At 46.5% G+C, this 14894-nt stretch carries 14 protein-coding genes and 1 pseudogene; 11 read left to right on the top strand and 4 right to left on the bottom strand.

What is annotated here, in order from left to right; genetic code table 11:
* Positions 1–9 precede the first annotated feature (9 nt).
* The 10 genes and pseudogenes from araD to MHI44_RS04935 all read left to right on the top strand — a co-directional run bounded on the left by araD (position 10) and on the right by MHI44_RS04935 (position 9715).
* Positions 10–699, top strand: a complete 690-nt coding sequence (gene araD / locus MHI44_RS04980) for an L-ribulose-5-phosphate 4-epimerase (RefSeq protein ID WP_015714493.1) — start codon at positions 10–12, stop codon at positions 697–699.
* Complete coding sequence (gene araL / locus MHI44_RS04975; RefSeq protein WP_317680709.1) at positions 677–1495, top strand: sugar-phosphatase AraL; 819 nt, start codon at positions 677–679, stop codon at positions 1493–1495. The genes araD and araL overlap by 23 nt, the downstream gene beginning before the upstream one ends.
* Positions 1492–2676 (top strand): sn-glycerol-1-phosphate dehydrogenase, encoded by a 1185-nt coding sequence (gene egsA / locus MHI44_RS04970; protein ID WP_181217324.1) that lies wholly within the window; start codon positions 1492–1494, stop codon positions 2674–2676. The genes araL and egsA overlap by 4 nt, the downstream gene beginning before the upstream one ends.
* 30 nt (positions 2677–2706) lie before the next feature.
* Complete coding sequence (locus MHI44_RS04965) at positions 2707–4008, top strand: ABC transporter substrate-binding protein (protein ID WP_015251503.1); 1302 nt, start codon at positions 2707–2709, stop codon at positions 4006–4008.
* Positions 4009–4043: 35 nt separating this feature from the next.
* Positions 4044–4985, top strand: coding sequence for a sugar ABC transporter permease (locus tag MHI44_RS04960; RefSeq protein WP_087961011.1), 942 nt, complete (start codon positions 4044–4046; stop codon positions 4983–4985).
* The gene (araQ, locus tag MHI44_RS04955; protein ID WP_029318216.1) at positions 4986–5831 is read left to right on the top strand and encodes an arabinose ABC transporter permease AraQ; all 846 of its coding nucleotides are present in this window, start codon (positions 4986–4988) and stop codon (positions 5829–5831) included. It abuts the gene before it with no gap.
* A gap of 18 nt (positions 5832–5849) precedes the next feature.
* Positions 5850–7352, top strand: a complete 1503-nt coding sequence (gene abfA / locus MHI44_RS04950; RefSeq protein ID WP_004398747.1) for an alpha-L-arabinofuranosidase AbfA — start codon at positions 5850–5852, stop codon at positions 7350–7352.
* Positions 7353–7503: 151 nt separating this feature from the next.
* On the top strand, positions 7504–9300 hold the full coding sequence (cstA, locus tag MHI44_RS04945) for a carbon starvation protein CstA (protein ID WP_088326698.1): 1797 nt from the start codon (positions 7504–7506) through the stop codon (positions 9298–9300).
* Positions 9243–9432 (top strand): annotated as a pseudogene (locus tag MHI44_RS04940) (hypothetical protein). Before cstA ends, MHI44_RS04940 begins: the two are co-directional and overlap by 58 nt.
* Entirely contained in the window at positions 9347–9715 is a 369-nt protein-coding gene (locus MHI44_RS04935) for a VOC family protein (protein ID WP_225722185.1), read from the top strand. Before MHI44_RS04940 ends, MHI44_RS04935 begins: the two are co-directional and overlap by 86 nt.
* A gap of 38 nt (positions 9716–9753) precedes the next feature.
* Here MHI44_RS04935 and MHI44_RS04930 read toward each other — a convergent pair whose 3' ends face one another.
* The 4 genes from MHI44_RS04930 to sspI form a co-directional block, all read right to left on the bottom strand.
* The gene (locus MHI44_RS04930) at positions 9754–11088 is read right to left on the bottom strand and encodes a (Fe-S)-binding protein (protein WP_048654947.1); all 1335 of its coding nucleotides are present in this window, start codon (positions 11086–11088) and stop codon (positions 9754–9756) included.
* Positions 11085–12497: a glycolate oxidase subunit GlcD gene (gene glcD / locus MHI44_RS04925; RefSeq protein WP_004398865.1), complete on the bottom strand. Its 1413-nt coding sequence runs from the start codon at positions 12495–12497 to the stop codon at positions 11085–11087. Before glcD ends, MHI44_RS04930 begins: the two co-directional genes overlap by 4 nt.
* Before the next feature lie 102 nt (positions 12498–12599).
* The gene (locus MHI44_RS04920; RefSeq protein ID WP_181217323.1) at positions 12600–13706 is read right to left on the bottom strand and encodes a CdaR family transcriptional regulator; all 1107 of its coding nucleotides are present in this window, start codon (positions 13704–13706) and stop codon (positions 12600–12602) included.
* A 68-nt stretch (positions 13707–13774) separates the two neighbouring features.
* Positions 13775–13990 carry a small acid-soluble spore protein SspI gene (gene sspI, locus MHI44_RS04915; protein ID WP_021480275.1) on the bottom strand — a complete coding sequence of 72 codons (216 nt, stop codon included), beginning with the start codon at positions 13988–13990 and terminating at the stop codon, positions 13775–13777.
* Positions 13991–14108: 118 nt separating this feature from the next.
* On the opposite strand from sspI, the gene MHI44_RS04910 reads away from it, so the two are divergent.
* Entirely contained in the window at positions 14109–14855 is a 747-nt protein-coding gene (locus MHI44_RS04910) for an RNA methyltransferase (RefSeq protein ID WP_003246182.1), read from the top strand.
* Positions 14856–14894 lie beyond the last annotated feature (39 nt).

Genomic DNA, 14894 nt, shown 5'->3' with positions numbered 1-14894 from the left:
TGATGGAGCATGCTTGAAACATTAAAAAAAGAAGTGCTGGCTGCCAACCTGAAGCTTCAAGAGCATCAGCTGGTAACCTTTACGTGGGGAAATGTCAGCGGCATTGACCGTGAAAAAGAAAGAATTGTCATCAAACCTAGCGGAGTCGAATACAGCGATCTGACAGCAGATGACTTGGTTGTTTTGAACCTTGATGGAGAGGTCGTCGAAGGCTCGCTTAAGCCTTCTTCAGATACACCTACCCATGTTTATTTATATAAAGCCTTTCCGAATATCGGGGGAATTGTCCATACCCATTCTCAATGGGCGACAAGCTGGGCACAATCGGGCAGAGACATCCCTCCGTTAGGCACGACCCATGCTGATTATTTTGACAGTGCAATTCCATGTACTCGAGAAATGTATGATGAAGAAATCATTCATGACTACGAACTGAATACAGGAAAAGTCATAGCGGAAACCTTTCAGCATCATAATTACGAACAGGTGCCGGGTGTGCTCGTGAATAATCACGGACCGTTCTGCTGGGGCACTGACGCCTTAAATGCCATTCATAACGCAGTTGTATTAGAAACGGTTGCCGAAATGGCCTATCACTCCATTGTGCTGAACAAGGATGTAACCCCAATCAATACAGTCCTGCATGAAAAGCATTTTTATCGAAAACACGGAGCAAATGCGTATTATGGCCAGTCATGATACGCCTGTGTCACCGGCCGGCATTCTGATTGACTTGGACGGTACTGTATTCAGAGGAAATGAGTTGATCAAAGGAGCAAGAGAAGCGATCAAAACGCTTAGGAGAATGGGAAAGAAAATCGTCTTTTTAAGCAATCGGGGGAATATCTCCCGTGCCATGTGCAGAAAAAAACTTCTTGGCGCGGGGATTGAAACGGACGTAAACGACATTGTTCTGTCATCAAGCGTGACAGCGGCTTTTCTGAAAAAACATTATCGTTTTTCAAAGGTATGGGTGCTTGGGGAGCAAGGCTTGGTTGACGAGCTGAGGCTGGCCGGTGTGCAGAACGCGAGCGAACCGAAGGAAGCGGATTGGCTCGTGATCTCCCTTCATGAAACGCTCACGTACGACGATTTAAATCAAGCCTTTCAAGCGGCTGCCGGCGGCGCTCGTATTATCGCTACAAACAAAGACCGCTCTTTTCCGAACGAAGACGGAAATGCCATTGATGTGGCTGGAATGATTGGGGCGATAGAGGCTTCCGCACAAGCGAAGACTGAACTTGTTGTCGGAAAACCGTCATGGCTGATGGCGGAGGCTGCCTGTACAGCAATGGGGCTGTCCGCACATGAATGCATGATTATAGGAGACAGCATTGAATCTGACATTGCGATGGGGAAGCTTTATGGCATGAAAAGCGCCTTAGTGCTAACTGGTTCTGCGAAACAGGGCGAACAGCGTTTGTACACGCCGGATTATGTGCTGGATTCTATTAAGGATGTAACCAAATTGGCTGAGGAGGGGATTCTGATATGAATCGTATCGCAGCTGACGTTCAGCGTGCTTTTGAACACGCCGGAGAAAAGACGTTGCCTATAAAAGTTGAAGAAATTGTTCTCGGTAAACAAGCAGCTGATTCGCTTTTGGATTATGTGAAACGAAAAAACAATCAACATATTGTCCTTGTCTGCGACGCGAATACACACCGCATTGCAGGAATTGATCTGGAAAATCAGCTGAATCAAGCAGGATTTCAGGCCGAGTGCCTGATCATTCCAGAAAATGAAGCCGGAGATGTGACAGCTGATGAACGATCGCTCATTCATGTGCTGATCCATACGAAACAACCAACGGATGTCATGATCGCAGTCGGTTCGGGCACGATTCATGATATCGTCCGCTTTGCGGCGTTTCAAAGAGATTTGCCGTTTATTTCTTATCCGACTGCTCCATCTGTAGACGGTTTTACATCAGCCGGTGCGCCGATTATTTTATACGGCACGAAAACAACCATTCAAACGAAGGCCCCATCTGCGCTGTTCGCTGATCTGGATCTATTAAAAGCGGCACCGCAGTCAATGGTGGCAGCTGGCTTTGGTGACATGCTCGGTAAAATAACGTCTTTAGCAGATTGGGAAATATCCCGGCATCTTGCCGGCGAGCCTTATTCGCCAGCAGGAGCTAAGATTGTTCAGGAGGCGCTTGCTGCCTGCATTGAACACACAGAAGACATTGCGATGAAAACGGAAACAGGCATACGGGTTTTGATGGAGTCTTTACTTGTATCGGGGCTTGTCATGCTGGCATTAGATCATTCCCGCCCGGCATCAGGCGGAGAGCATCATATTTCACATTGGATTGAGATGGAATTAATGGAGAAAAAACGGCCACAGATTCTTCATGGGGCAAAGGTGGGCTGTGCTGCTGTTTTATTAACTGACACATACAGAAAGCTCGCTAAGGATGACGGGCTGAACGAATTTTCACCGAGCCGGCGGCAAGCCATCCAATCGGCTTATCAAACTCTCCCGGAAGGAGAAGTGCTGGCTGATTGGCTGAGATCAGCCGGAGGCGCTGCGTATTTTGACGAAATCGGTGTCGGGCAGGATTCCGTCAAGAATGCCTTCAGACACGCGCACACCTTAAGAGACCGTTGCACCGGATTAAGAATCATTAATGAAAACAAAACGCTGATCAACCATGGTCTATATGAATAGCCCGCACCTCGAATGGAAGGGGTAACGCAGATGAAAAAAATGACTGTCTGTTTTCTTGTGCTCATGATGTTGCTGACATTACTCATTGCCGGGTGTTCAGCAGAAAAATCATCCGGCAAATCGGGTGAAACTGAGCTGACCTTTTGGACATTTAACGGGCTTCATGAGCAGTTCTATGTGGAAATGGTGAAGGAATGGAACAAAAAATATCCTGACCGCAAAATTAAGCTGAATACGGTCGTTTATCCATATGGACAAATGCACGATAACTTATCTATCTCCCTAATAGCGGGAGAAGGCGTTCCTGATATTGCAGATGTCGAATTGGCCCGTTTTTCAAACTTTTTGAAGGGCTCTGACATACCGCTTGCCGACTTGACTCCGCTGATTGAAAAGGATCGCGATAAATTCGTTGAGGCGCGGCTGACATTGTACAGCAAAAACGGAAAGCTTTACGGACTCGATACACATGTAGGGACAACGGTCATGTTTTATAACATGGATGTGATGAAAAAAGCCGGCGTCAATCCTGACGATATTAAAACATGGGATGATTACCATAAAGCCGGACAGAAAGTGCGCAAAGTGACCGGGAAGCCGATGGGAACGGTGGAAACAAATGATTCCGCAACGTTCTTATCTATGATTTCACAGCAAAACTCAGGCTATTTTGATAAAAACGGCAAGCTGATCCTCAATAATGACACCAACGTAAAAACACTTCAATATTTAAAAGACATGATCAATGATAAAACGATGATTCCTGCGCCGGGCGGCGGGCATCACAGTGAAGAATACTACGGCTTTATGAACCAAGGAGGAGCTGCTTCAGTCCTCATGCCGATTTGGTATATGGGAAGATTTATCGATTATATGCCTGATCTGAAAGGGAAGATTGCCATCAGGCCGCTCCCGGCATGGAAAGAGGGGGGCGACCGCTCGGCAGGCTTGGGCGGTACGGCAACCGTTGTGCCGAAGCAATCCAAGCATGTTGAGTTAGCAAAAGAGTTTTTGGCCTTTGCGAAGGGCTCTGAAGAAGGAAATAAAAAACTCTGGAGCGTACTCGGCTTTGACCCGCTTCGCTGGGATGTATGGAGCTCCAAGGAATTGAAAGAGAAAAACAAATACACGGATTACTTCCAAAACGGAACAGGCATTTTTTCTGTGCTGCTCGATATCAAGGATGAAATCAATCCAATTTATTTACATGAGGATTTTGCCAAGGCTTCAGACCTTGTCAACAGAAGCGTATTGTTCGACGCGCTTAAATCTCAGCAAAAAACGCCTAAACAAGCCTTGGACAGAGCGGCAGGTGAACTGAAACAGAAATAGAATCCCATTCAAAAAGTGAAAGCGGGGAGGTTCTCATGAAACCTGTGAAAACAGGAACGGTTCATCCCGTTCCTTCAGCTGCGAAACAATCAGGCTGGCGAGATGTATTTTATTCGAAAAAAGCGGCGCCCTATCTGTTTACAGCGCCATTCGTTTTATCCTTTCTCGTATTTTTTCTATACCCCATCATTAGTGTCTTCATCATGAGCTTTCAAAGAATATTGCCGGGAGAGGTGTCCTTTGTCGGTTTGTCTAATTATACAGCGCTAAACAACCCGACGTTCTATACCGCCCTTTGGAATACGCTGGAATACACCTTTTGGACGCTGATCGTGCTGATTCCTGTTCCATTGCTTCTGGCCATATTCCTGAATTCAAAGCTGGTCAAATTTAGAAATATATTTAAATCAGCGCTATTCATCCCGGCATTGACCTCCACCATTGTCGCGGGGATCATTTTTCGGCTGATCTTCGGAGAAATGGAAACGTCTCTGGCCAATTCCATCCTACTCAAACTCGGCTTTTCACCTCAGAACTGGATGAACAATGAACATACCGGCATGTTTTTGATGGTGCTGCTTGCTTCATGGAGATGGATGGGAATCAACATCCTTTACTTTTTAGCCGGTTTGCAAAATGTGCCGAAAGAGCTGTACGAAGCCGCTGATATAGACGGCGCGAATACAATGAAAAAATTTATGCACATCACGCTGCCGTTTCTCAAGCCTGTAACCGTATATGTGCTGACCATCAGCATTATCGGCGGCTTCAGGATGTTTGAGGAAAGCTACGTCCTTTGGCAGAATAATTCCCCGGGTAATATTGGTCTGACGCTTGTCGGATATTTGTATCAGCAGGGACTTGCCTACAACGAAATGGGGTACGGAGCGGCCATCGGCATCGTGCTTTTGATTGTGATCCTTGTTGTCAGCCTGATTTCATTAAAACTGTCAGGCTCGTTTAAGGGGGAGGGATAAATGTTGCGGCACAGTCCTCAGTTTAGCGTTTATAGAATTGCGCTAACCCTGTTTTTTATTATGCTGAGCCTATTGTATCTTTTTCCGATTTTCTGTTTGCTTTTAGGATCATTAAAGCCGTCATCTGAGCTTTTGCGTGTGGGGCTGAATCTTGAAATTGATCCAAAAGTGATGAGTTTTGATAACTACACATTTCTGTTTAATGGCGGCAGCATTTATTTCAAATGGTTTTTTAACAGTCTTGTACTCGGACTTTTTACGACCGTGCTCACTCTGTTTTTTTCTTCGATGATCGGGTACGGGCTTGCGGTTTATGATTTTAAGGGCAGAAATATCATCTTTGTTCTTGTGCTGATTATCATGATGGTTCCGCTGGAAGTGATGATGCTTCCTTTGTTTAAGCTTACTGTCGGACTGCACTTGATCGATTCATATACAGGTGTCATATTGCCGTTTATCGTTTCACCTGTTGCCGTTTTCTTTTTCAGGCAATATGCTCTTGGCCTTCCAAGAGATCTGCTGGACTCTGCAAGGATGGACGGCTGTACGGAATTCGGCATCTTTTTCAGGATTATGGCACCGCTGATGAAACCGGCTTTCGGCGCGATGATTATCCTTCAGTCCTTAAATAGCTGGAACAACTTCTTATGGCCGCTGATTGTGCTTCGGTCGAAAGAAATGTTTACGCTTCCAATAGGGCTGTCCAGCTTGCTGAGCCCTTATGGCAACAACTATGACATGCTTATATCCGGCTCAGTATTTGCGATTTTGCCGGTGATTATCATTTTCTTGTTTTTCCAAAAGTACTTTATCTCCGGCCTGACGGTAGGGGGAGTCAAAGGTTAATGAAGGAGGAAACGTGTGATGAAAAAAGCGCGAATGATTGTAGACAAAGAATATAAAATCGGTGAAGTAGATAAACGGATTTATGGCTCGTTTATCGAACATATGGGTCGTGCGGTATATGAAGGCATATACGAGCCTGATCACCCTGAAGCGGATGAAGATGGATTTAGAAAAGATGTCCAGTCGCTGATCAAAGAATTACAGGTTCCCATCATCCGCTATCCGGGCGGAAACTTTTTATCCGGATACAACTGGGAGGACGGTGTCGGACCAGTCGAAAACCGCCCGAGACGGCTTGACTTGGCATGGCAAACGACAGAAACCAATGAAGTGGGAACAAATGAATTTTTATCTTGGGCAAAAAAGGTGAACACTGAGGTCAATATGGCCGTCAACCTTGGCACAAGAGGCATAGATGCCGCCCGTAATCTCGTTGAATATTGCAACCATCCGAAAGGCTCTTACTGGAGTGATTTAAGAAGATCGCATGGCTATGAACAGCCGTATGGCATCAAAACATGGTGCTTAGGAAACGAAATGGATGGACCGTGGCAGATCGGCCACAAAACAGCTGATGAATACGGACGGCTTGCCGCAGAGACAGCAAAGGTCATGAAGTGGGTTGACCCATCAATTGAACTCGTTGCCTGCGGCAGCTCAAACAGCGGCATGCCGACCTTTATCGATTGGGAAGCGAAGGTGCTTGAGCATACGTATGAGCATGTCGACTATATCTCTCTTCACACTTACTACGGAAACCGGGATAACAATCTGCCAAACTACTTGGCCCGTTCCATGGATTTGGATCATTTTATCAAATCAGTCGCTGCGACCTGTGACTATGTAAAAGCAAAAACACGCAGCAAGAAAACAATCAATCTTTCTCTGGATGAATGGAACGTCTGGTACCACTCAAATGAGGCTGATAAAAAAGTCGAGCCGTGGATCACTGCGCGTCCGATTTTAGAGGATATTTACAATTTTGAAGATGCCTTATTAGTCGGCTCTCTGCTCATTACGATGCTGCAGCACGCAGACCGTGTGAAAATTGCGTGTCTTGCACAGCTTGTCAATGTCATCGCGCCGATCATGACGGAAAAAGGCGGAGAAGCATGGAGACAGCCGATTTTCTATCCATACATGCATGCTTCTGTTTACGGAAGGGGCGAGTCACTGAAACCGCTTATTTCCTCTCCTAAGTACGATTGTTCTGATTTCACTGATGTGCCATATGTTGATGCTGCTGTTGTGTACTCTGAAGAGGAAGAAACACTCACTATTTTTGCGGTAAACAAGGCTGAGGATCAGATGGAGACGGAGATTTCGCTCAGAGGCTTTGAATCCTACCAAATCGCAGAGCACATCGTACTTGAGCATCAGGATATCAAAGCGACAAACCAGCATAACAGAAAAAATGTCGTTCCGCATTCCAACGGATCATCGTCTGTCAGCGAAAATGGCTTAACTGCTCATTTCACGCCGCTTTCCTGGAATGTGATACGCCTGAAAAAACAGTCATAAGAGAAGCAAAGCCGGAGATTTCTCTCCGGCTTGTCTTTCAACTGCCACGAGCCGGCCCGTTCAAGCCGGCTTTTTGTATAGGAAAAAATGACCGCTTTTCACCATGAAATTATGATATATTTATGAAAAACAGCAAAGGGGATGGGAGAAAATGAATGCGGTTACAATTGTGATAGCGTCAATGTGTATTTTGGCTATTGCCTATCGTTTATACGGAACATTTATGATGGTGAAGGTTCTCAAAGTAAATGATGACAAGCCGACACCTGCTCACGTGCTTGAGGATGGGAAAGACTATGTGCCTACAAATAAATGGGTTTCGTTCGGCCACCATTTTGCCGCGATCGCAGCGGCCGGACCGCTGGTCGGACCAATTCTGGCGGCGCAGTTTGGCTATTTGCCGGGATTATTGTGGCTGTTAATCGGGGCGGTAATTGGGGGAGCCGTCCATGATATTGTGGTGTTGTTTGCATCGATGCGCAAAAACGGAAAATCGCTGTCGGAAGTGGCAAAGGATGAGCTTGGCCCTGTTGCAGGATTTTGTACAGGACTGTCCATGCTGTTTATCATCACGATCACAATGGCGGGCCTGTCGATGGTTGTCTTGCATGCGCTTGAACGTAATCCATGGGGAACATTTGCGGTAGGGATTACGATTCCGATTGCGATGGGTGTGGGCTTATTTTATAAGAAAACGGGAAATTTAAAGCTCGCTTCAACGGTCGGCTTTCTCTTTTTAATGGCAGGAGTCTTTATCGGTCCATGGGTACAGACTACCGCGCTCGGTGACTTTTTAACGCTAGATACGAAAACGCTTGCAATCGCGCTTCCTGTTTACGCGTTTTTTGCGGCTGCGCTTCCCGTTTGGCTGCTTCTTGCTCCGCGTGATTATTTAAGCAGCTTTATGAAAATCGGTGTTTTTATCGCTTTGATTGTTGGTGTGTTTGTCGTCAATCCGTCCATTCCGTTCCCTGCGTTTACAGAATTCGTAAAAGGCGGCGGGCCGGTGCTGGCAGGGCCTGTCTGGCCGTTCATCTCAATAACCATCGCCTGCGGGGCGATCTCTGGGTTCCATGCCTTTGTCGGTTCAGGAACGACACCGAAAATGCTGAATAAATGGAGTGATATGAAGCCGGTTGCGTTTGGCGCAATGCTTGTTGAGTGTCTTGTCGGCATCATGGCGCTGATTGCAGCGACCGCTTTACAGCCTGCTGATTACTTTGCGATTAACAGCACGCCTGAGGTTTTCCGTACGCTTGGCATGAATGTCGTACATTTGCCTGAATTGAGCAGGGAAATCGGTTTGGACTTAGAAGGAAGAACAGGGGGAGCCGTAACGCTTGCGGTGGGGATGACTTATATTTTTACCGGAATGCCGTTTTTCAGCCATTTGGCCTCATACTTTTTCCAATTTGTCATTATGTTTGAAGCGGTCTTTATTTTAACAGCGATTGACGCCGGCACACGTGTCGCCCGTTATTTGATCCAGGACTTCTTCGGGGAGGTGTATAAGCCGCTGAAGAAAACAGACTGGATTCCAGGCTCTGTATTTGCCAGCGCGCTTGCCTGTTTGATGTGGGGGTACTTGCTGTATTCAGGAGATATCGGTTCCATTTGGGCGCTGTTCGGCGTTTCTAATCAGCTGATGGCTTCAGTGGGGCTGATTATCGGAGCGACCATCGTGCTGAAAATCGCTGATAAACGCCGGTACATTCTGACTTGCCTTATCCCGCTTGCCTACTTATATGTCACTGTCAATTATGCGGGCTATTGGATGGTGCGCAATGTGTATCTCAATCCTGAAGCAGCAGGATATAGTGTATTGAATGGCGTATTATCTATCATCATGCTGGTGTTAGGCTTCATCATTATCGTGGCGGCTGTGAAAAAATGGGCGCAGATGTGGAAAGATCCGAGCTTAAGGATGGAAGCATCTATACCGGGCTAGAAGGACTATTGAAAAATGCTGAGGGGGGTTGGCAATGAATCTATCAATGAAATATCTTATTCTATACGTATCGGACAGCCAGCGGGCTATTCATTTTTACCGGGATATTTTAGGACTGCCGATTCGTGCTGAACACGGCACGTATGTCGAATTTGAAACAGGGTCTACGATATTGGCGCTTAATACGCGGGAAAGCGCCAGAGACATCACGGCGCTGGACATTCCGGATACATCTGCTTCAAACACATTTGAAATCGGGTTTGTTACTGAAAATGTAGAAGCGGTCATCAAAAGGATGAGAGAACAAGGCGTATCGATTATCGGGGAGCCGAAAGTGAAGCCATGGGGGCAGACGGTCGCCTATATCGCTGATCCGGATGGACATTATATCGAAATTTGCAGTCCGATGGAATAACGCACAAAAGCCCAAAACAATGTCTGTTTTGGGCTTTCTCATGATGTTTTGTGCCCGGCTGCTTCCAATAGCAAATCAGCCAGGTGAACGGCTCTGACTTTACCGCTTAGTCCTTCGCGTTCAATGCCAAGCTTCATCTGCAGCAGGCAGCCGGGATTTGCTGTTACAATGAGGATCGCTTCGGTTGCTTTGACGGCAGCCATTTTGCTGTCCAGTATTTTCATAGACATTTCAGCTTCGACGATGTTGTAAATTCCCGCTGACCCGCAGCAGCTGTCTGCTTTCTCCATTTCTTTGAATTCAGCACCTTTTATGCTTTTAAGAAGCTGGCGGGGCTCGAGTGACGTATGCATCACATTTCTTAGATGACATGAATCTTGATAGGTAATGATCTGCGGCGTCTCGAGTGCTAGATCCATTTGATGGAAATCGAGCTCAACCAAAACGGACGAAAAATCTTTCAGCTTCTGAACAAACGCAGCAGCCCGTTCCGACCACTCAGGGTCATCCTTCAGCAAATGATCATATTCAGTGAGAAAGGCTCCGCATCCTCCTGCGTTTGTAATGACAGCATCAACGTCTAACGCTTCAAAAGCAGCGATATTTTGTTTCGCGAGCTCTTTCCCTGTGTTTTTTTCACCGCTGTGTCCATGAAGCGCCCCGCAGCAAGCCTGTTCAGGCGGAATGACAATGTCGCAGCCTGCCAGCTGTAAAAGCTTCAATGTGGCGTTGTTGGTCGGTAAAAACATCGTATCCATTAAGCAGCCCGAAAAAAAGGCGACCCGTTTTTTCATGGGGCCAATGGACGGCAGGAAACGCGGCCGATGTTTCATGTCTTTGCTTTTAGGAACATCAGGAAGAACAGCTTCCATCGTTCGCAAATGCTCAGGCAGGACCCGAAGCATACCGGTTTTACGCACAGCGGTTTGCAGTCCTGACCGCTGATACAAACCGATAAGGCTTACAGCTGAGCGCATGCGGTTTTGATGCGGAAACAGCTCGTGAAAAGCCGTCTTTCGCATGACACGTTCACCAAGCGAGTGTTTTTTATTTTGGTGGATAATATCTCTGGCTTCCTCAAGCAGCTGTCCGTATTTCACGCCTGACGGGCATACAGGTTCACAGGCGCGGCAGCCGAGGCAAAGTGACAGCGACCGTTCGACATCTTCATCCGGTTCAATCATACCGTCGGCTACGGCTTTCATTAAGGCGATGCGCCCACGCGGAGAGTGTGTTTCCTGAAATCCCGATTCGATATAGGTCGGACAGGAAGGAAGACAGAAGCCGCAGCGCATACAATTTAATAACTCTCCTTCATCCATACGCTCTTTAAATTCATTTTGGATCTGTTTCATTTCTTTTTCTGTTGTCATCTTTCCGCCACCACACGTTTTCTGGCATCTTTCGCAAACATTTTGCCGGGATTTAATATGTTCCGGGGGTCAAATGCCGCTTTCAACGCTTTCATCGCATCAATGCCTTCTTTTTTCAGCTTCATTTCCAAGTAAGGCGCTTTCATTTCCCCGACTCCGTGCTCTCCGGTTATCGTCCCGCCAAGTTCAATCGCTTTCTCAAAAATCTCGGCAAAAGCCTGTTCGACACGTTCCATTTCATCCTTATTTCTTATGTCTGTCGTGCATGTCGGGTGAAGGTTCCCGTCTCCCGCATGACCAAAGGTGCAGATGGAAATATCATATTTAGCAGCAATATCATTAATCGCTTTAACCATATTGGCGATTTCTGAGCGAGGAACGGTCGCATCCTCTAAAATCGTCGTCGGTTTGAGGCGGGCTAGGGCAGAAAGTGCAGAACGCCGGGCTTCAGTCAGGGCAAACGCTTCCTCCTCTGTTTGTGCGGTCTGAACGGATACGGCGTCGCCTTTTTTGCAGATCGCCTCAATCTTTTCCATATCCCGTTCAACAGTTTCAAATGGCCCGTCTTGTTCAATTAACAGAACTGCTTTTGCGCTTGTCGGAAGTCCGATTTTGGCATAATCCTCAATCACCAATAGTGTAGGCTGATCGAGAAATTCAAGCGTAGCGGGTATAATTTTTGCGGCAATAATGTCCGATACCGTTTGAGCAGCGGCATCGATGTTTTCATAAAGGGCAAGCAGCGTCTTCTTTGTTTCCGGCTTTGGAACGAGTTTGACGATTGCCTCTGTCACAATGCCGAGTGTTCCTTCTGAGCCGACAAAAAGACGTGTGAGATCGTATCCGGCCACATCCTTTGCGAGTTTTCCGCCGGTGCGGATGATGTCACCATTTGCGAGAACAACCTCCAGTCCAATAACATAGTCGCGGGTGACACCGTATTTTAATCCGCGTAGCCCGCCGGAATTTTCATTGATGTTGCCCCCGATAGTTGATATTTTCATAGAACTCGGGTCAGGCGGATAAAATAAACCTTTGCTTTCAACTGCCCGGATCATATCCAACGTAATGACGCCCGGCTGAACTGTGGCAGTTAAATTTTCTTCATCAATTTCAAGAATCTGGTTCATGTGCTTAAAGAGAAGCACAAGTCCGCCTTCAGTCGGGCACGTGCCGCCGCACAGGTTTGTCCCTGATCCTCTTGGAACGATCGGCACTCGATGTTCGCTGCAAATTGTTAAAATGCGTGATATTTCATCAGTATTCCTCGGAGCAATCACGGCATCAGGCATAGACTGATACTGAGGCGTCGCATCATATGAATAGACGAGACGGCCGGCATTCGAGTCATCAAAGTTTTCTGGTCCGGAGACCTGAATCAGCTGCTCCTTTACATCCTTGGTGATCATTTCACCCATCCCCCTGTCAAAAAACGCTTTCAATCTATTGTAAAAGAAAAAAAGCAAAGCCTTCCATGGAGAAACATACAAAAAATGAAACTGAAACTCTCTCTATTTTGTATCTTGATCTAAAAAATAGAGTGCGACGTACATCGTGACGACGTCCTCGGTACGGTCAAAACGTAATCCCGTCAGCTGTTCAGCCTTAGCCAGACGATAACGCAATGTATTGATGTGTATATGCATGTCTTCAGCGGTTTGTTTCAAAGACAAATCGTGATGAAAGAAAGTCCGTATCGTATTCATAAGTTCCTGATGCTCTAGCGCCTTTCCTAATACTCTTTGCGGAAATTCGTTTCGGGTTCCCGGGCTGATCTCCGTCAGACACATATCAAGCTTCAGATCCTCTTCAAATATGGGCGTTTTTCGCTTAAGGCTGACAGCCAGCGCTTTTTCCGCTTGCTCGTATGAATCTGTCAGGCTGGAGCTTGCGACAGCCCTTCCGGCGCCAGCTGCTGTATATTGGCTGCTTGCGGTATTGGCAAACGAACAAATGTGAAGGATCTTCCGTAAAAGCTGATCCCTTTGTTCATGCTGCGGCACTTCATGATTAATCAAAATCCGTTCATTTCCCCACCTGATGAACAAATCCGCAGGGTACGAGGATTTCCAGATGCGTGCCATTTGTTCAATATCATGACGTGACCACTCATACCCCTGAATAAGAATCATTTGGCGCCGGGAAGAAAGGTCAACACCAAGAAGCTGAGCTTTCTCAAGAAAACTGGGAGACCACTCCTTTAATTGCAGCCAATCGATCATAAAGGACTCCAGCATTCTCTCACGCCACTGGGATTGCTCTAAGTGCCGCGATTCCTTAATGAACAGTTCTGTCATTTTTCGAAGCAGTTCTCCGAATGGCTGAATCTCTGCAGGCTCACCTGTCAGCCCGAAGACGGCAATCACATCATGGTCAAAAAATACAGGGAGGTTTATGCCTGCTTTCACTCCTTTTAACCTTGTTTCATCTTCTCTTGTAATAATCACGCTGCGTCTTTCTTTTGCGCAGATAAGCGCTCCCTCATGAAATTGTCCGACACGCTCATCGTTTGTGCCTGCCATAATAAGACCGTCCGTGTTTACAATAATGACTTCACGTTCGTACATTTTTTTAACTTCAGCAATAATTTTTTTCGCTAATAACGGCTGTAAAAACATGGCGTTCCCCCTCATCATGTTTTTATTATATAAGAAAAAAACCGGGCGCTGTCACCCGGTTTCATGTCTTATTCGGCGGGTTTTAATCCGCCTTCAAGCGTTTTCAGCATTTCGTTTTTCTCACTTTCGGATGCGTGCTGCCAAATGACTTCGAATAAAACGCCGAGCCCTGGAAGCATTTTTTCTTCACCGCTTTGAATCGCATCTACGATTGTATGCTCAAGCTGCTCCTGATTATTGCCGGTGACATTGGAGATGACGGCATGACGTAAATTAAGATCCATGTAAAACGCTCCTTTTTCTAAAATGTAATACGTATATTCTAACCCTGCACCTGGTTTATTATGTGCTGTTCTTGCGATATAATAACACCATGTTAAAAAAAGGAGCGCCACATAGACAGTGAAACAAATAGAATCGGCAAAAAACCAAAAAGTGAAGGATTGGAAAAAGCTTCACACAAAAAAAGAACGAACAAAAACAAATACATTTCTGATAGAGGGAGAACACCTCGTTGAAGAGGCGTTGAAAAGCCCGGGCATTGTGAAAGAAATCCTTGTAAAGGATGAAACGAGGATTCCTTCAGATCTAGAGACTGGTATCCAGTGCTATATGCTGAGTGAAGATGCGTTTTCAGCTGTGACTGAAACCGAAACGCCGCAGCAGATTGCCGCTGTGTGCCATATGCCTGAAGAAAAGCTGGCAACGGCACGCAAGGTGCTGCTGATTGACGCTGTTCAAGATCCGGGAAACCTTGGCACAATGATTCGAACGGCTGATGCGGCCGGTTTGGATGCAGTTGTACTCGGTGACGGCACGGCGGACGCCTTTAACGGAAAAACACTGCGATCTGCTCAAGGATCTCACTTCCATATTCCTGTTGTGAGAAGAAACCTGCCTTCATATGTGGACGAATTGAAGGCAGAGGGCGTAAAAGTATACGGCACGGCGCTGCAAAACGGAGCGCCTTACCAGGAGATTCCTCAGTCTGAATCCTTTGCACTCATTGTAGGAAATGAAGGTGCAGGGGTGGATGCTGCATTGCTGGAAAAAACGGATTTGAACCTGTACGTGCCGCTTTACGGACAGGCTGAATCACTAAACGTTGCGGTTGCGGCTGCCATCCTCGTGTATCACTTGCGAGGATAGTGTTGCGCCAAGCGTTGGATTTCTTTATAATAGAACATA

It is taken from the genome of Bacillus sp. FSL K6-1366 (genome assembly GCF_037976695.1).
In the GTDB taxonomy this organism is placed as follows: Bacteria; Bacillota; Bacilli; order Bacillales; family Bacillaceae; genus Bacillus; species Bacillus subtilis.
The sequence above is the reverse complement of the archived record's forward strand: the minus strand, read 5'-3'. Positions and strand labels throughout refer to the sequence as shown.